The sequence below is a fragment of the Paraburkholderia denitrificans genome (assembly GCF_042655705.1).
GTDB classification, from domain to species: Bacteria; Pseudomonadota; Gammaproteobacteria; order Burkholderiales; family Burkholderiaceae; genus Paraburkholderia; species Paraburkholderia denitrificans.
On the sequence record NZ_JBHSMP010000005.1, the window covers coordinates 1 to 17,257 of the forward strand.

9 protein-coding genes and 5 pseudogenes are annotated in these 17,257 nt (G+C 60.7%); 5 read left to right on the forward strand and 9 right to left on the reverse strand.

The window, feature by feature from the left end; all coding sequences use genetic code 11:
* Positions 1-38: 38 nt before the first annotated feature.
* From ACFPTO_RS01355 to ACFPTO_RS01365, 3 pseudogenes are all read right to left on the reverse strand, one after another.
* Positions 39-308, reverse strand: a pseudogene (locus tag ACFPTO_RS01355) (integrase core domain-containing protein); the annotation flags it as partial.
* A 7-nt stretch (positions 309-315) separates the two neighbouring features.
* Positions 316-1,713, reverse strand: a pseudogene (locus ACFPTO_RS01360) (IS30 family transposase).
* A gap of 48 nt (positions 1,714-1,761) precedes the next feature.
* A pseudogene (locus ACFPTO_RS01365) lies at positions 1,762-2,726 on the reverse strand (IS3 family transposase); the annotation flags it as partial.
* Between the two features lie 374 nt (positions 2,727-3,100).
* On the opposite strand from ACFPTO_RS01365, the gene ACFPTO_RS01370 reads away from it, so the two are divergent.
* Genes ACFPTO_RS01370 through ACFPTO_RS01380 form a run of 3 tightly spaced genes read left to right on the forward strand, consistent with a single transcriptional unit; the run spans position 3,101 to position 5,829 of the window.
* Complete coding sequence (locus ACFPTO_RS01370; protein WP_377708891.1) at positions 3,101-4,312, forward strand: cyclic nucleotide-binding domain-containing protein; 1,212 nt, start codon at positions 3,101-3,103, stop codon at positions 4,310-4,312.
* A gap of 26 nt (positions 4,313-4,338) precedes the next feature.
* Complete coding sequence (locus ACFPTO_RS01375; protein ID WP_377708893.1) at positions 4,339-5,142, forward strand: flagellar motor protein; 804 nt, start codon at positions 4,339-4,341, stop codon at positions 5,140-5,142.
* 21 nt (positions 5,143-5,163) lie between these two features.
* On the forward strand, positions 5,164-5,829 hold the full coding sequence (locus ACFPTO_RS01380) for an OmpA/MotB family protein (RefSeq protein ID WP_377708894.1): 666 nt from the start codon (positions 5,164-5,166) through the stop codon (positions 5,827-5,829).
* A gap of 66 nt (positions 5,830-5,895) precedes the next feature.
* On the opposite strand, the pseudogene ACFPTO_RS01385 reads toward ACFPTO_RS01380, so the two are convergent.
* A pseudogene (locus ACFPTO_RS01385) lies at positions 5,896-6,024 on the reverse strand (ATP-dependent protease); the annotation flags it as partial.
* Between the two features lie 465 nt (positions 6,025-6,489).
* Between ACFPTO_RS01385 and ACFPTO_RS01390 the strand changes: the two are divergent.
* Complete coding sequence (locus ACFPTO_RS01390; protein ID WP_377709025.1) at positions 6,490-9,300, forward strand: sensor domain-containing protein; 2,811 nt, start codon at positions 6,490-6,492, stop codon at positions 9,298-9,300.
* A pseudogene (locus ACFPTO_RS01395) lies at positions 9,272-9,433 on the forward strand (alpha/beta fold hydrolase); the annotation flags it as partial. The gene ACFPTO_RS01390 and the pseudogene ACFPTO_RS01395, both read left to right, overlap by 29 nt.
* Positions 9,434-10,515: 1,082 nt before the next feature.
* Here the strand turns inward: ACFPTO_RS01395 and rpoD are convergent.
* The 5 genes from rpoD to ACFPTO_RS01420 form a co-directional block, all read right to left on the reverse strand.
* Positions 10,516-12,900, reverse strand: coding sequence for an RNA polymerase sigma factor RpoD (gene rpoD / locus ACFPTO_RS01400; protein ID WP_377708896.1), 2,385 nt, complete (start codon positions 12,898-12,900; stop codon positions 10,516-10,518).
* A 113-nt stretch (positions 12,901-13,013) separates the two neighbouring features.
* Positions 13,014-14,888: a DNA primase gene (gene dnaG, locus ACFPTO_RS01405; RefSeq protein WP_377708897.1), complete on the reverse strand. Its 1,875-nt coding sequence runs from the start codon at positions 14,886-14,888 to the stop codon at positions 13,014-13,016.
* A gap of 67 nt (positions 14,889-14,955) precedes the next feature.
* On the reverse strand, positions 14,956-15,402 hold the full coding sequence (locus tag ACFPTO_RS01410) for a GatB/YqeY domain-containing protein (protein ID WP_377708899.1): 447 nt from the start codon (positions 15,400-15,402) through the stop codon (positions 14,956-14,958).
* A 294-nt stretch (positions 15,403-15,696) separates the two neighbouring features.
* Positions 15,697-15,909 carry a 30S ribosomal protein S21 gene (rpsU, locus tag ACFPTO_RS01415; RefSeq protein ID WP_377708901.1) on the reverse strand — a complete coding sequence of 71 codons (213 nt, stop codon included), beginning with the start codon at positions 15,907-15,909 and terminating at the stop codon, positions 15,697-15,699.
* A 69-nt stretch (positions 15,910-15,978) separates the two neighbouring features.
* Positions 15,979-17,208, reverse strand: a complete 1,230-nt coding sequence (locus ACFPTO_RS01420; protein WP_377708903.1) for a BaiN/RdsA family NAD(P)/FAD-dependent oxidoreductase — start codon at positions 17,206-17,208, stop codon at positions 15,979-15,981.
* Positions 17,209-17,257: the final 49 nt, after the last annotated feature.

Consider the following 17,257-nt stretch of genomic DNA (forward strand, 5'->3'; position numbering starts at 1 on the left):
CCCGTTCCGTCGATACAAGCATGCTACGTGAACATAGATCAGTTAACAACAGAACGGAACACTAGGTTGTGTCGCGATAACAAGAACCGGTGTGGCCGTATCCAGTTGTATCGGTGCATCAGGTAATGGCTGATATCCCGGTGTGCTTCCTGCGCCGACATGTACCCCACTGACGGCAGCCATTCCGTCTTGAAGCTGCGGAACAGCCTCTCCATCGGGGAGTTATCCCAGCAATTTCCTCGACGGCTCATACTCTGCTGTATCCGATAGCGCCAGAGGCGCTGACGGAATTTCCGGCTTGCATTTTGGGCGGATTCAACCGGCCGTCGCAACACTGCATTGTTGAACAGATTTTAGGTACTGGTCCAGAGCTTCAGCAGGCGTCTTCCAGCCAAGCGTTTTCCGGGGCCTGGCGTTCAGTGTATTGGCAACGGCCTGGATCTCTCGGGCACTCCACCGGGATCTGTCTGTGCCCTTCGGAAAGTATTGTCGCAATAGGCCGTTCGTGTTCTCGTTCGTTCCACGCTGCCATGGACTGTGCGGATCGGCGAAGAATACCTTTACGCCGGACTCGATAGTGAAGCGGGCATGATCAGACAGCTCCTTGCCTCGATCCCAAGTCAATGATCGCCACAACTGGGCTGGCATGTCTTCCACCGTCTTCTTGAGCGCATTGGCCATCGTGACAGCTCCGTAGCCAGCCAGCGCGGGGCCGTTCTTCGTCCGAGGAATCAATCCGTAGCCTGCTTCCCAAGGCAAGCGTACGAGCATGGTGAAACGGCTTGACCTCTCCACCAGCGTGCCGATAGCAGATCGATTTAGGCCGATGAGCAGGTCGCCTTCCCAATGGCCCGGCACAGCACGATCTTGCGCCTCTGCGGGGCGGCTGGAGATCATCACATTCTCGCTGACATGTGCCCATGCCTTGGCTCGCGCCCTGGCCCTTGGCACGCGCAAAGCGCGCCCGGTGCGCAGGCAACCAACCAGCTCGCGCTTGAGCGCGCCGCGTCCTTGAATGTAAAGAGCCTGATAAATGGCTTCGTGAGAAATGCGCATGGATTCATCATCAGGGAAATCGATCTGCAGGCGGTTGGCGATCTGTTCTGGGGAACAACCATTGACCCACTTTCGGTCTCCGCGATGCGGTTTATTCCGCCTCTTGAACGGTGCCTGCTGGGGCCCGGCAATCTCACGGCCACCAGCGTCACACACCTTGCCCTCCAGGCGCTCCTGCACATACTGATGCAGTCGCCGGTTAGTCGTCAGTTTTGCTGGTTTGGGTCGCTTGGCAAAGTGCTCCGCCTACCATTGCGCGACCGAAGCACGATACTCGAGGCGGCCACCACGGGTCGCTGCGTTACGCGTAAGCTCGCGCGAAATGGTTGATGGGCTACGTCCGATGCGGCGAGCAATCTCGCGCACCCCTATGTTTTGGGCCGAGAGCAACCCGATCTCTTCACGTTCGGTGAACGACAAGTACCTACCAGATATAGGGTTCGACATGAAAAGTGGCATGCCGCCACGATAGCGGAACCAGCGCGAGCCCACCGCAGAGGACACACCAATCGCTTCTGCGGCTTTCTCACTCGTAATGCCGGTAGCGATCTGCTTCCAAAATCGACGCTCAATCTCATGCCGAAGCGACGGCGCGCCTGGCGAGTGCATCGCGACTCGTCCGGTTATCTGATACACCCATCCTGCAATCCGACCCATGCAACACCTCCTCGATTAAAGGTGTTGCGACGACCGGTTGAATTCGCCCTGGATGCCCCGGTCCGAATGATGCACCAGAGGCTGGCGGGTGCGCCGGGTGCGCAAGGCCATCTTGAGCGCCTCGCTCACCTGTTCGGTCTGCAGGCTGTCGTGGACGTGGTAACCGACGATCTTTCTGGAATACGCGTCGGTCACCAGGCTCAGGTAAGCGAATCGGCCAGCCGTTGGTAAATAGGTGATATCGGCCACCCAGACCTGCTCCGGCGCTGTCGGCACGATCTGGTCCGGGCCACTTTTCAGCAGATTCGGATGGCGCCGGAAGCGGTGGTGGCTATGCGTGGTCTTGTGATACGCCCGGTAAGGGACGACCAGCAGGCGCGCGGCACGCAGCACGTCGAACAGCCCGTCCCGTCCCAGCTTGATGCCCTGTTCGCGCAGCGCTGGCCCAAGCAGATGATGCAGCTTGCGCGTGCCCAGCCTCGGCTGTCGAAGCCGGATGTGCTGCACCAGCGAGGTCACCGTCCCGGCTTGAGCGCAACGACGCGTCTCGCTCTGGCAACGCTTGTAATACGCCTGGCGGCTGATACCCATGTATCGGCAGGCTCGCTCAACGCTCAGCTTTTCGATCCACTTTTGCGCGACGACCTGCCCGAACGCTTTTTTACGGTGATCCCGTAATCCTTGCGCATCACGTCAATCACCGCCTCGAACAGCTCGGCTTTCTCCCGCGCCTCTCGCAGCTGCGTCTCCAACGCCTTGATGCGCTGCTCCGGTGTGAGCGGCTTTAAGTCCTGTTTCGGCATGGTGGAACCCGATCGCGCACGGCCGGATGGATCGGCCCAATCCTGCAAGCCATGCTTGCGTAACCATACCAGTACCGTCGAGCGTCCCTGAATTCCGTACCGGCGCTGCGCCTCTTTGTACGTCAGCTCGCCTTTTTCTACCTGTTCGACCACCGATAGCTTAAAAGCCAGGCTGTAGTCTCGCTGCGTCCGCTTGATCCTTTGCCCCATCTGACACTTCCGCCTTGCGGCTAAAAAGTGTCAACCCCCCGCAGGACGGGTCAGACGGATTAAAAAAAGCTGCTCCATCCGTCTGAAGATTTTCCACCAGACGTTAAGGGTGATTTGCGGTTCAACGCAATTTACTGGCGTTTCGAGACGATTTTCACGATCGCAATCGTTTGCGACTGCAAAGCATGAATGGCGCGTCTGCGCTCAAGCTCTCGCGCTTGCCTTTCGGCATGCTTTCCGCTTACGCCGTTCATGCAATCTGGTTCAAGAAACACACGGAAACCGCCGTAAACGCAGCTGGTAGAACTCACTTCGCAAACGCATGAGCGAGAACGACTCATGTGCGCGATGGAATCGATTTCCAGGGATAAAACTTGAATCGCAGTCAAACATGGTCGCGCGCCGCGGCGCCGGGCGAGATCATCTATTCGGAAGGTTTTGCAGGCGAACGGCTGATCTTTGTGATCGCCGACGGCAAGGTCGAAATATCCACCCGTTGCGAAGACAAGAAGGTCGTGATGGCGACGCTTGGTCGAGGCGAGTTTTTTGGCGAGACCGCGTTGCTCGGCGCTGAACCGCGGCCGAACACTGCCAAGGCGCTCAGCTTTTGCCAACTGACCGTCGTGCCCGCGAGCTTCATCGAAGAAGAACTCGCACACGTCTCGCCACTGCTGCGTCATGTCGTGCGCACGCTGACCCGCCGCGTCAAGGCGAAGGATGATCTGCTCGCCACCTATACTCACGCCGACTTCATGCCAGGCGTGCTGTCCTACGCACATGTGCTCGCGCTGATCGCAGGCGGCAATGCCCGCGCCGATGTCGGCGATAGCTGGTCGCGGCACGGCGTTGCTGCTGCGGAAGTGAGCGTGCCGCTCGCCGATGTCGTGCAGAAATGCCGCGCCGTCGCCGGACATTCGCGCCCGCACGTGATGGCAATGCTCCGCCGCATGGAGAAGCTCAATCTCGTCACGGTGCAAAGCGCGCAGGCCACGCACCTCGCCAATGCCGTGCCGTCGGCAGAGGGCCCATTGGGCCGCCAGTTGGTGACGTTCGACCCGGTGCGCATCGTGGATCGCGCAGCACAGGTGGCGGACAGCGATCTCGACGTGTCAATTAACAGTGAGCTCGAACTGATTGAACTGGCCGATCTCGAAGCGCTGATCGGCGTGGAGCGCAATGTCATTCTGAACAAACTCTCGCACGCCGAAATCGCCGACGAGGTGTTTGCGTTCCGCAAGTCGAAGGTGCTCAACTTCGTCGAGCAAAAGGGCGTGGCGTATTTCTCGAGGCGCACGAACCGCGGGTCAGGCGAACTGAACTCGCTCGACGACCTGATGTTCGTCGATCAGCGCACACTGTTCGAAGCCGTGAGCATGCTCGACGCCTACGATCTCGCTAAACTGCTCGCCTCGATCGAGGACCAGGCCGTATCCGAGCATCTGCTCTCGGTGATGTCGGACACGCGCAAGAATGAGGTGTCGTGGGTCATGCGCCGCGACATCAAGATCGATCCCGCGGAAGTCGAAGAGATCGAGCAGCGGCTGCTTGACGCGGTGCGCAAACTCAAGTCGCCTCCCGCGCGCTGAGCGGACAGATTCATCCGGAAACCTGCATGGATCTGCTTACCTTGATCGGTATCGCCATTGGGGCGCTGGCCGTGGTGGTCGGCTTCTCGCTCGAAGGCGGTCACTTCGCCGCGTTGCTCCAGCCCGAGGCGCTCGCCATCGTGCTGGGCGGCACGCTCGGCGCCGTGATGATTCAGAACACGTGGGCGCGTTTCTTCGACGCGCTCAAGCATCTGCGGATGGCCTTGGTGAAAGCGCCGCGCGTAGATGAGGCAAGCCTTGCCGCCGTGCTGGAATGGGGCGATCAGGCCAAGCTCAACGGTCTGCTCGCGTTCGAGTCGATGGACCTGCAGGGCGTTCATCCTTTTGCGCGGCGCGGGCTGGAACTGCTTGCCAGCGGTGTCTCGCCCCCCGTACTCGAAGATGCTCTCAATCGCGAGCTCGAAGCCTGCGGACGTACCCACATGGCAGCGGCGCGCGTGTGGCAGCAGGCGGGCGGCTATGCACCCACGTTCGGCATTCTCGGCTCGGTGCTCGGCCTCATTCAGGTGACGGGGCATTTGATCGAGCCCGCGGAACTCGGACCCGGCATTGCGGTGGCGTTCGTCGCCACGCTTTACGGCCTTGCATTCGCGAACCTCGTATTTCTGCCGCTCTACGGCAAGATGCGCGCGCATATTGAAAGCGAACTGCGTCTGCGCAAGCTGTATCTGGACGGCTTGCTCGCCATTTCCCGCAAAGAATCGCCGCATACGATCGCCACGCGCCTCGCAGGCGAAGTGGGCGGCAACGCCGGCGGCTTACGGGACAAAGCGGACGTTCGGGCGCTGGACACGACGAGCGCGAGCTGACCCGCAACCGGGCCAATCTGCATGCACATGCCTTCCGATAAAGACGTGCCGCTCATGGCGCAATTCGATCACGGCGAGGACGAAGGCGGCGAATCGAGTTCCGGCCGCTGGCTCATTTCCTACGCGGACTTGATCACGACGTTGATGGTGCTGTTCCTTGCGCTTTACGCGATGCAGCTTGCCAGGCATAAGGACGCCGAAATTCGTGTGGCTGCACAACGCGCAAGTGCAGCGGCGTCTACGACCAAAATGCCCGTAGACGAGGCGCTGCTCGCATCGCTCGAAACGCTGCGCCAGCGTGGCGAGATCACGATCGTGCCGGCAACACGCGGCGTGGAGATCGGTATCAACGCGAAGATCCTGTTCAATGCGGGCGATGCCACCCTGTTGCCCGAATCGCTCGGCGTGCTGGGCCGTATCGCCGAGGTGCTGCGCGAGGCGCCGTCCGGCAATATTCTCGTGGAAGGGCATACGGACAGCACGCCCATCTCAAACGAAAAATATGCGTCGAACTGGGAACTCTCGTCGGCGCGCGCGGGCGCGGTGGTGCGCTATCTGGTTGAACGGGGTATCGAGCCACACCGGCTCGCCGCGATTGGGCGCGCCGACAACTATCCGCTCGTGGCGGGCAACGACACCGCGAGCCGCGCGTTGAATCGGCGCGTGACACTGATCGTGCAGCGCTGAACATCACGCCGGCATTAGCCCTTCGGGGAGCTTTTTCTTTGACGCGCAGGTGGGACGTCGTGTGAGTCAGAGGTCTCCGCACACTTCACCGATTCCCAGCGCGCTGCGCTGCCGGTTGACCTCCGCCCAGAGCTCATCGCTGTCGTCGTTGCGAAGCAGGATAACCCAGTCCAGTTGAGCGTCAGCCACACAAAAGCAGGTTCTGTCGCAGCAAGGCGGTCTGATATGCTGGCCGGGCGAGAATTGACGATGTAAACGATGATCCCCGATGCACATGATCGTCAAAGGGCAGATGAAGGATACCTGCATGGACCGGACATCCGCCGAGCAATTCTATTCATTGGCTACTTAAGGAATCCTGTGCGTCTTGGGCGGCAATTTTTATCGGCCACTATTGCGAAAAAGCCTTAAGAAATCCGGTAGCCTGCCGTCAGCGGATAGATGTCAGGCCGTCTCGCGCGTCGTTGACGTTGCCGGGTTCGGGAACGAGTGTGTCGATGGCGTTGTACGGCAAAACAGTCTTTTGACAATATGAAAAACCCTGGAACAGAAGCAGAAAGCGAGTACAGCATACCGGTCGCAGACCTGCGCATGCCCGTCATTCGCTACGACGCGCACGGCCAACGGCGTTACATGAATCACGCAGCCCACGCGATGATGATGGCCGCGTCCGGAGGCTCCAGCGCGCCGGACGTCGAAGCGAGAGTACTTGTAGCGGCGGCGCGGCGGCAATACCTGAATGCCATCCGCGAGGTGGCAACCACGGGTACGGCTTGCGAACTCGAGCTCACATTCGATGGCCTGCCCGAGGCCCAGCGTGAGCACTATCTCGTGCAGTTCGTAAGCGATCCGGTTCAGGATGGCGCAGCCGGCGTACTCGCGATCTATTTCAATATCACCGCGCGCAAACTCGCGGAGGCAAAGCTCCGTGAGCGCGAGTCGTTCCTTGAATCGCTGCTCGATACCATCCCCATTCCCGTCTTTTCAAAGGACAGGGCGGGACGGTATCTCCATCTCAACCGGGCCTTCCAGGAATTTCTGGGTGTGCCCAGGGAGCGGTTTGTTGGCAAGACCGTGTTTGAGACAGGTCCTCACGAACTGACGCAAACCTATTTTGAAATGGACGAGGAGCTCTTCGCCAGGGGCGGGATCCAGCGCTATGAATTCAAGGTCAAAAGCGCGCAAAACGGTGTACGTGACGTCGAATTCAGCAAGGCGGTTTTTCACGACGATCAGGGACGCCAGGCCGGCCTGATCGGTGCGATCCTGGACATCACGGAACGCAAGCGGGCCGAGCTTGAGCAGCGGGCGCAATTCGAGCAAATCCTTCGGCTCAACAGGACCCTCGAAGACAAGGCGAGTCAATTGTCCGAAGCGCGCACGCAGTTGATGACCGTGCTTCATACCATCCCTGACATCGTGTGGCTGAAGAGCACGGCAGGCACCTTCCTGCTGTGCAATCAGAGCTTTGAACGGTTTGTTGGAAGATCGAAAGCCGAAATTCTCGGAAAAACTGATCACGACATCTTCGATGCCGATCTGGCTGACTTCTTTCGGCAGCGCGACAGGGCGGCAATCGATGTCATGCAGGTATCGGTCAACGACGAATGGGTGATCGCGCCAACGACCCGTGAACGTACCCTGCTCGAAACCAGGCTGCTACCGGTGTTCGATTCCGGGGGGATGGTGGCGAGCGTACTCGGTGTGGCCAGGGACATAACAGAACGGCACCATTTCAACGAAAGGCTCGCCCGTCGGGAGCACGAGTTTAGAACACTCGTTGAAAACTCGCCTGATACGGTGGCTCGTTACGGAAGGGACTTCCGGCGCATCTACGTCAATCCGACTTTTGCATCGCTCTCTATCGGCGGTGCAGACGCATTGCTCAGCAGGGCGCCGAGTGAGTTTCCAGGTGGTCCGGGCACCGTACTCTACGAGAAGCAGATCCGGGAAGTGTTCGCGACCGCGAGTGACAGGGAATTCGAGCTGACCTGGCCGGCGACCGATGGCAGGCAACTATGCCACCTGATCAGGCTGACGCCGGAGCTGGGCGCGAACGGCACGGTGGAAACCGTCCTCGCCGTGGGACGGGATATCTCGGAGCTGCAGGCTTCAAGAGGGAAAATCCACCGAATGGCGTATTTCGACGCGCTTACAACACTGCCGAACCGCGTCCTGTTCAACGAGCATCTGCGCCAGGCAGTCTCCGTGAGCTCGCCCGATCACGTTACCGCCGTCATGATGATCGACATGGACCGCTTCAAGGGCGTCAACGATACGATGGGTCACGCGGTCGGAGACGAACTGTTATGCGAGGCAGCGCGTCGTCTGCTTGCCTGCGTGCGTCCGGGCGATACTGTTGCCCGTTTTGGTGGCGACGAATTCGCTGTCCTGATGCCCGAGGTTTCAGACCGTGACGTCCTTGAGCAGATATCCGCCACGATGATCAGTCGGCTCGACGAGCCTTTCCTGCTCGACGGAAGAGAAGTCTTCATTTCATGCAGCGTCGGAATTGCGCTCTTTCCTGACGACAGCAGGGAACCCAAGGATTTGCTGAGATATGCAGATTCGGCCATGTACCTCGCGAAGCGCTCGGGGCGTCGCGGTTTTCGTTTCTATACGAAAGACCTGACAATCGAAGCGACTGCGCGTCTTTCACTCGAGTCGGAACTGCGTCGTGCGATCGATCAGGGTGAGCTTGAAGTGCACTATCAGCCACAGGTTTTGCTGCGCGACGCAGAGGTAATCGGCTCGGAGGCATTGTTGAGATGGAATCGCCCCGGAGTGGGTTTCATTCATCCGGCGCAGTTCGTACCGCTTGCGGAGGAGACGGGCCTCATTGTCGATATCGGGCGATGGGTGCTTCGTGAGGCTTGCCGTTCAGCCGCCCAGTGGAATACCGTGAGTGGCAGACGTCACAGGGTGTCAATCAATTTGTCTGCCCGACAGTTCCAGTCTCGCGATCTCGCGATACTCGTAAAAGATATTCTCGCGGAAACCGGGTGTCGACCGGAGTGGTTGGCGTTTGAAATTACCGAAAGTCTGTTGCTGGCCGAGGATGAATCGGCCATGAGCGCGCTGCTGGCATTCGAGAGCATCGGGATCTCGATTGCAATAGATGACTTCGGCACCGGTTATTCTGCACTCAGCTATTTGACGCGATTCCCGATCGACACGCTCAAAATCGATCGCACGTTCGTGCAGCAGGTCACGACTGACCGTCGTCACGCCGAGCTTGTGAAAGCCATCCTTTCGATCGCACGGTGTCTTGGCCAGCGGGTCGTCGCTGAGGGCGTCGAGACGACAGAGCAGGCTGCGTTTCTCGAGGCCCATGGCTGTGAGGTCGCCCAGGGATTCCTCTACAGCAAGCCACTGCCGAAGTCTGCCATCGTGTTACTTCCCCGTCATCTCCACCCGGATGAGCTCTGTCGCGATAACGAAAGCGACCGAAGATCGCACGATCAACCCTGAATTCGAGCGGTTTATGGCGAAGCGTATGAACGCCCGTACTATCGAGATCGCATCGAGTCACGTCTCCTTGATTTCACATCCCGAGGAGGTTGCTGATTTGATACTCGAGGCAGCAGGTCAGCAGGCCCAGTGATGGCGAACAGGCTGTGGACTTACACAGGCGATGAGATTTGAGCTGGTCGCCGTAAGACAGTCGCACTAGCTCCGGTGCCGTGACGATGATCTGGCCTGTCCTCTGAGCGAAGGTGGATAGTTGATGAGGGCAGACATCATCGCCGCGCTTGCGGACTCGGCCGTTCGACCGCTCCCTGCGGGCAGCGGTCGTTCCCATGGCTGACTGCGCAATATATCAAACGTCCGAAAATGGCCGACTACTACCCGATGCGGTTAGCCACAACCAAGCCGCCCCAACGACCCCATAAGAAGCCGTAGACCATAAGCTGTCGCAACGGATCAAAATCAAGCATAACCTGTCCGGAGAAGCAGGCTATTTAGCGGCGGGATTGAAGAAGATAACTACACTGATTGGCCGAAAAGCCCGCCAAACGGGCAATCAACCATAAGATGGCGCATCGTGCAATCAAGCATAACCTGTCGTTTACGACAGGTTATGCTTAACGGCACAACTTCAGAGGATTTCCTCGGACAGAATTTTGGTGGGCCCCCCGGGAGTCGAACCCGGCACCAACGGATTATGCGTACCAGCTATGGCTTTCGCCACCCCTTTCGGGTTTGTGGTCTGGACTGTCTCTTGTCTTTACGACCTGCCCGTACAGTCTCTACACGTTCTCTCAAAGAGAGCTTCGCTCGGGATTGCCACGCTACCGAGGCAGCAGAGGTTTCCCCGAATTTGAGCAGTTCTACCAAGGGGCAGAGCGAACTTACCCCAAGGCAACCCAATCAGTGCCGTCCATCCTCTTGCGAGTTGCAGGATGACACTTGCCAAGTCCGCTGCTCTAACCAAGCATGAGCTAGAGGCCCAAAACCTGCAATTTTACTGCATTTGGCCATGCGCGACCAAGGTTCGCTTTTAGCCAGCTTGTTACCTCTGCATCGCCCTTGCCGTCCTGATCGACAAAAAAGCCCGGTCTATCAAAAGGCCGGGCCATATTTGACTGACGACTGCGACGACAGGCCGACATCATATACGAAACAACGCGAAACAATGGCGGCCCGGCCACGGCACACGCCTGGAGTGCGTGCGCCGGACGCACATCAATTGCCTTCGAGGAACGACTTCAGCTTGTCCGAGCGACTCGGGTGACGCAGCTTGCGCAGCGCCTTCGCCTCGATCTGGCGGATTCGCTCACGCGTGACGTCGAACTGCTTGCCCACTTCTTCGAGCGTGTGATCGGTGCTCATCTCGATGCCGAAGCGCATGCGCAATACCTTCGCCTCGCGCGGCGTGAGCGAATCGAGCACGTCCTTCACGACGTCGCGCATCGACGCATGCAGCGCGGCGTCCGCAGGCGCAACCGTGTTCGTATCTTCGATGAAGTCGCCCAGATGCGAATCGTCGTCGTCGCCGATCGGCGTTTCCATGGAGATCGGTTCCTTCGCGATCTTCATGATCTTGCGGATCTTGTCCTCGGGCATTTCCATCTTCTCGGCCAGCGTCGCCGGATCCGGCTCGAGACCGGTTTCCTGCAGAATCTGCCGCGAAATGCGGTTCATCTTGTTGATCGTCTCGATCATGTGAACCGGAATGCGGATCGTGCGCGCCTGGTCCGCGATCGAGCGCGTGATGGCCTGGCGGATCCACCATGTCGCGTACGTCGAGAACTTGTAGCCGCGGCGATATTCGAACTTGTCCACCGCCTTCATCAAGCCGATGTTGCCTTCCTGGATCAGGTCGAGGAACTGCAAGCCGCGATTCGTGTACTTCTTCGCAATCGAGATCACGAGACGCAGGTTGGCCTCGGTCATCTCGCGCTTCGCCTGACGCGCCTTCAGTTCGCCGGCCGCCATCTGGCGGTTGGTTTCCTTCAGGTCCTTCAGCGGCAGCACCACGCGCGCCTGCAGATCGAGCAGACGTTGCTGCTGCTCGCGAATCGCCGGAATGTTGCGCGACAGGATCCCGCTATACGCGTGGCTCTCGGAGACGATCTTGTCGCTCCAGTCGAGGTCCGTTTCGTTGCCGGGGAAGCGCGCGATGAATTCCGAACGCGGCATGCCGCATTTGTCCACGACGGTGTGCAGGATCTGGCGCTCGACCTGACGCACTTCATCTACTTGCGCACGCAACGTGTCGCAGAGACGCTCGACGGTGCGCGCCGTGAAGCGGATCGACATCAGTTCGTTCTGGATCGTTTCCTGCGCCTTGAGGTAGGACTTCGACTTGTAGCCTTCCTTCTCGAACGCCCGGCGCATCTTGTCGAACCATTCGCTGATGAGCGCGAATTTTTCGAGCGACGAGCGCTTGAGCGCTTCGAGCTGGGCCGCGTTGGCCGTCGCCTGCGCCGCGCCCTCGTCTTCTTCCTCTTCCTCTTCTTCTTCCTCTTCTTCCTCTTCGGCCTCGTTCTCGATTTCTTCCGCTTCCTGCGCCGAGAAGCCATCGGTGTCCTCGGCGTTCGGATCGATCAGGCCGTCGACGAGTTCGTCCACGCGAATCTCATCGTTCGCCACGCGCTCGGCCATCGCGAGGATGTCGGCGATCGTGGTCGGGCACGCGGAGATCGCCATGACCATGTGCTTGAGGCCGTCCTCGATGCGCTTGGCAATTTCGATTTCGCCTTCGCGCGTGAGCAGTTCGACCGTACCCATTTCGCGCATGTACATGCGCACAGGATCGGTCGTGCGGCCGAATTCCGAATCGACAGTCGACAGCGCGACTTCGGCTTCCTCTTCTACTTCGTCATCCGAAGAAGCATTCGGCGCGTTGTCGTTGAGCAGCAGCGTTTCGGCATCGGGCGCCTGCTCGTACACAGCCACGCCCATGTCGTTGAAGGTGCTGATGATGCCTTCGATCGCCTCGGTTTCGGTGAAGTTGTCCGGCAGGTGATCGTTGATTTCGGCGTACGTAAGGAAGCCGCGCTCCTTGCCCAGCTTGATGAGCGCGCGCAGCTTCGAGCGGCGCTCCTCGAGTTCTTCGACGGTACCGGGCTGCGACGACGCGAACGCGTCTTTCAGCAGCGCCTTTTCCTTCGCTCGCCGGTCGCGCGCACGGGCCTTTTCGACCTTGCCCGTGGCGGGCGCGCTTTCTTCGCTCGGGCTCGCGTCGTCATCGACGGATACTTCGTTCAGCTTTTTCGTCATGGAGGTGGCCGTACCGGCTTTAGTCTCGATTCGCGGCTGTGGGACAACAGCCTCTTGAACCGTGGATACTGGAGCCTCGCGCTCTACCGAATCGTCCGCGCCGGCAGGCGCTTGCCTTGCACTACTCGAACCGGACCGCTTCGTGGCCGGCGTTGCAGCTTTCGCCGCGCGTGTCGGCGCCGCTCGCACGGCCGAAGCAGACTTGGTTTTCTTTGGAGCAGCAGGGTCGGTGCTGGTAGCGGACGTCGTTCTGGCGGAGCGGGCGGCACTGGTCTCTGTGACCTTCGTGGACGGCTCCGTCGAGCCCGTGACCGTCGCCTTCTTTTCGCCTGTAGTCTTTGCCATTGCCATTCCGTCCTTGCAGGAAGCTGGGTAACCGCCCGGAAAAAAACAAAAACAAACCGCTGAGAACCTTTTATTATAGCACGTGGGGCACCAGCCCTTCCGCGCGGTCCTCCTTACAAACCGAGCTGACGTTTCATGTCAGCCCGTGTCTGATTCAGTCTCATCAGTTCCGCCAGTTCTTCAGGCGTATGCCGCGATTGACGCGACAGCACATCGAGCCGGTCGCAGCACGCGTCGTAACGCATCTTGAGGATCGCCGCCATCAGCTCCTCGCCAACCAGCCGCTCCTGCTCGCGCCGCTCCTCCACCACCGCGCCATCTTCTGGATTTTTCATCAGTAAATCTCGGACGTTTTCATCATAGTCCAGAATTTCACGAAAAATCTCTTCAAAGGTCGGGGCATTGACCCCGTTTCGCAAGAGGTCTGAAAGCAGTTGAAATTCCGCCGCATCACCCAGCGCGCGGGCATGCGTCGCGACTTCCTCGAACAGTTCGCCGTGCCGCGTGAGCGTGATCAGCGCCTGTTCGGCCTCCTCGCCGAGCTGCACCACGATCCGCGGGTGCATCACGAGGTTGCGCAGCGCCTTGCGCTCGATCCCGGTCACGAGATGCCGGTCCTTGCGGGCAGGCGCTCCACGCACCGCCCGGGCGATCCGCGCGTCGACCTCGCACAGCGCCGCCACTTCCTCGAACGGCACGTCGAGCCGGTCCGCGAACATGTGCATGATCTGTGCGCGCAACGCGTTCGCCGGCAGCGCCTGCATGAGCGGCTTGGCGTCGAAGAGCGCGCGGGCGCGCCCTTCCGGCTGATCCAGCTCCTTGCCCGTCAGCACCTCATTCAGCATGAACTGCGACAGCGGCATCGCCCGGTCGACCTGCTCCTTGAACGCCTCGGCGCCGAACTCGCGGACGTAGCTGTCCGGGTCGTGCTCCGTCGGCAGGAACAGGAACCGGATGGTCCGGTTGTCCGCGGCATGGGGCAGGCACGCGTCGAGCGCCCGCCGCGCCGCACGGCGGCCCGCCGCATCGCCGTCGAAGCTGAAGATCACCGTATCGGTCTGACGGAGGAGCTTCTGCACGTGGATCGGCGTGCACGCGGTGCCGAGCGTCGCCACGGCGTTCTGGAACCCGAGTTGCGCGAGCGCCACCACGTCCATATACCCTTCGACCACCAGCACATATTGCTGCTCGCGGATCGCAAGACGCGCCTCGAACAGCCCATACAATTCGCTGCCCTTGTTAAATAGTGGCGTTTCCGGCGAATTCAAATACTTGGGTTCGCCGCCGTCCAGCACCCGTCCGCCGAAGCCGATCACCTGACCCTTGACGTTACGGATCGGAAACATGACCCGGTCGCGGAAGCGGTCGTAGCGGCGCGCCTGTCCCTGGGCGTCCTGCTTTTCGCTGACGATCACGAGCCCCGCTTCGACAAGCGATTCGTCGCGATAGTCGGAAAATGCGGATTCGAGGTTCTGCCAGCCGTCGGGGGCGTAACCCAGGCCGAAGCGGGCCGCGATCTCGCCGGTTAGACCGCGTTTTTTCAGGTACTGGATCGCATTCGGGGCACTGCGCAACTGCTTGCGGTAGTAATCGCACGCCGTCTGCATGACGTCGGACAACGCTGTCGCCACGGCCTTCGACGGACCCGGCGTGTAGCCGCCCGCCCCAGCCGCACCGCCGCCGCGGATCGGCGACGGCTCCTGCGGCACCGTGAGCCCGACCGATTGCGCGAGTTCGTTGACGGCCTCGGGGAACGTGAGACCGGCATGCTCCATCAGGAAGCCGATGGCGGTGCCGTGCGCGCCGCAACCGAAGCAGTGATAGAACTGCTTCGTTGGACTAACGGTAAATGAAGGGCTCTTTTCGTTGTGGAACGGGCACAGCCCCATGAAGTTCGCGCCGCCCTTCTTGAGCTGCACGTAACGTCCCACCACGTCGACGATATCGACGCGGTTCAGCAGATCCTGCAAAAACGAATGCGGAATCATCGGGACGGAGGCGCTCCGGCTGCGCGAGGGGCACGATGGGCGTTGCCCGTTGCCGGGCCGCGCCCCGTTACTTCGCGAGCGCTGCCTTGACCAGCGCGGACACGGCCGTCATGTCGGCACGGCCGGCGAGCTTCGGCTTGAGTACGCCCATCACCTTGCCCATGTCCTGCGGGCCGGCGGCGCCGGACTGGGCCACGGCGGCCTGCACCTCGGCGGCGATCTCGGCCTCCGAGAGCTGCTCGGGCATGTAGCCGGCGAGCACCTTCAGCTCGGCCGTTTCGTTCTCGACGAGGTCCATGCGGCCCGCCGCCTCGAACTGGCTGATCGAATCCTTGCGTTGCTTGATCATCTTGTCGATGACCGCCGTGATGGCGGTGTCGTCGAGCGTCACGCGCTCATCGACTTCGCGTTGCTTGATCGCGGCGAGCAGCAGACGAATCGTGGCGAGGCGCCCGGTTTCGCGCGCGCGCATCGCGGCTTTCATGTCGTCGTTGATTCGGTCCTTGAGGCTCATTACTCACCTGAAATACGTTGAGGGTTTCGAATACCTGGGCAAACCCAGACGCTGGGGCGGCATGCCTCGCTCAGCGTGCGCGAGCAAACATCATATCAAATGCAAAAACCCGCCTGGAAACGCTTCCAGGCGGGTCGGCGCAGATGCTTGATGGTGGCGACCACACCAGAGAGGCGGCAACGGCCGCTTTACCCAGCGCTTTTTTCAAAATATGTGGCCGCAAGCGGCGCTGCCGACGGGTGGACAGGCCTGGCCGCCGTAGCGCCCGGGATGCGAGCCGTGGTGCCGCCAGAATCAGTACAGCTTTTTAGGCAGCATCTGGCTGCGCAGGCGCTTGAAGTGGCGCTTGACCGCCGCCGCCTTCTTCCGCTTGCGTTCGGCCGGCGGCTTCTCGTAAAACTCACGCGCACGAAGCTCGGTCAGAAGACCATTCTTTTCGATCGTGCGCTTGAAGCGCCGCATGGCCACTTCAAAGGGTTCGTTTTCTTTTAGGCGGATGGTCGTCATTTTCCAATAACGGATCTGGGCTAAAGAAAACTGAGTATAGCAGAGCGATTTCGCAAATAAAGGAGCGGGTCAAGCCCCGCCAGGGCCCGCCATCGCGAACGCCGAAGCGGCCTCGCCAGCCGCCACGCCCGAAGCCCAGGCCCACTGAAAATTGTAGCCGCCGAGCCAACCCGTCACGTCCACTGCCTCGCCGATGAAATACAGCCCCGGCACGCGCTGGCTCATCATGGTGGCCGACGAAAGCTCGCGGGTATCGACACCGCCGCGCGTCACCTCGGCCTTCTTGTAGCCTTCGGTGCCGGTGGGCGTGAGCGTCCATTGCGAGAGACCGTCGCCGATGCGGCGCAAAGTCTTGTCCGGCAGATCCGCGAGGCGTGCGTCGATCGGCACCTGGTGGGCCTCCAGCCAGGCGTGTGCGAGCCGCGCGGGCACCCATTCGGCGAGCAGGTTGCCGATCTGGCGTTTCGTGGTGCTCTTGGCCTCGACCAGCGCAGCCGCGGCGTCGTGCTCCGGCAGCAGGTTCACGCGGATCGGCTGCCCCGGCTGCCAGTAGCTCGAAATCTGCAGTACACCCGGGCCGGACAGCCCGCGATGGGTGAACAGCAGGTCTTCGTCGAATGCGCCACCCGTCTTGCGCTCGCCGGTCGCCACGTTGACCCCGAGCGACACGCCGGAAAGCGGCACATAGGGCGCCCAGTCCTGCTGCGCGAACGTGAGCGGCACGAGAGCAGGACGCGTATCGACGAGCTTGTGGCCGAACTGCTTCGCGATGCGGTACGCAAAATCGGTCGCGCCGATCGCCGGAATCGACAATCCGCCGGTCGCGATCACGAGCGCGCGTGTGCCAATCGTCCCATGCGGTGTGCCGAGGGTGAAGCCCGGGCCCTCCGCATGGCTCACCGTTTCGACCGGCAGCGGCCTGCGCCACGCAACGCGCCCGGCGTCGCACTCGGCGCGCAGGATCTCGATGATCGCCTCGCTCGACTGGTCGCAGAACAGCTGGCCCTTGTGCTTTTCGTGCCAGGTCACGCGATGCTGACGCAACAGCGCGAGAAAATCGCGGGGCGTGTAGCGCGCGAGCGCCGAGCGGCAAAAGTGCGGATTGTTCGAGAGATAGTTGGCCGGGCTCGCGTGCAGATTCGTGAAGTTGCAGCGCCCGCCGCCCGAAATGCGGATCTTTTCCGCGAGCCGTGGCGCGTGATCGATCAGCGCCACGCGGCGTCCCTGCTGTCCGGCGACCGCCGCGCACATCATGCCGGCCGCGCCTGCGCCGATCACGGCGATGTCGAATGATTCCATGGCGCGCATTCTACCTGTGCGCGGCGGCACGCCGCTGCGCCTGACTCCG

What these genes read in the sequence shown, in the direction of transcription:
- ACFPTO_RS01375 (WP_377708893.1), top strand. Translation starts at nt 4,339, where the DNA reads ATGGATCTGCTTACCTTGATCGGTATCGCCATTGGGGCGCTGGCCGTG.
- ACFPTO_RS01380 (WP_377708894.1), top strand. Translation starts at nt 5,164, where the DNA reads ATGCACATGCCTTCCGATAAAGACGTGCCGCTCATGGCGCAATTCGAT.
- ACFPTO_RS01390 (WP_377709025.1), top strand. Translation starts at nt 6,490, where the DNA reads ATGGCCGCGTCCGGAGGCTCCAGCGCGCCGGACGTCGAAGCGAGAGTA.
- rpoD (WP_377708896.1), bottom strand. Translation starts at nt 12,900, where the DNA reads ATGGCAAAGACTACAGGCGAAAAGAAGGCGACGGTCACGGGCTCGACG.
- dnaG (WP_377708897.1), bottom strand. Translation starts at nt 14,888, where the DNA reads ATGATTCCGCATTCGTTTTTGCAGGATCTGCTGAACCGCGTCGATATC.
- ACFPTO_RS01410 (WP_377708899.1), bottom strand. Translation starts at nt 15,402, where the DNA reads ATGAGCCTCAAGGACCGAATCAACGACGACATGAAAGCCGCGATGCGC.
- rpsU (WP_377708901.1), bottom strand. Translation starts at nt 15,909, where the DNA reads ATGACGACCATCCGCCTAAAAGAAAACGAACCCTTTGAAGTGGCCATG.
- ACFPTO_RS01420 (WP_377708903.1), bottom strand. Translation starts at nt 17,208, where the DNA reads ATGGAATCATTCGACATCGCCGTGATCGGCGCAGGCGCGGCCGGCATG.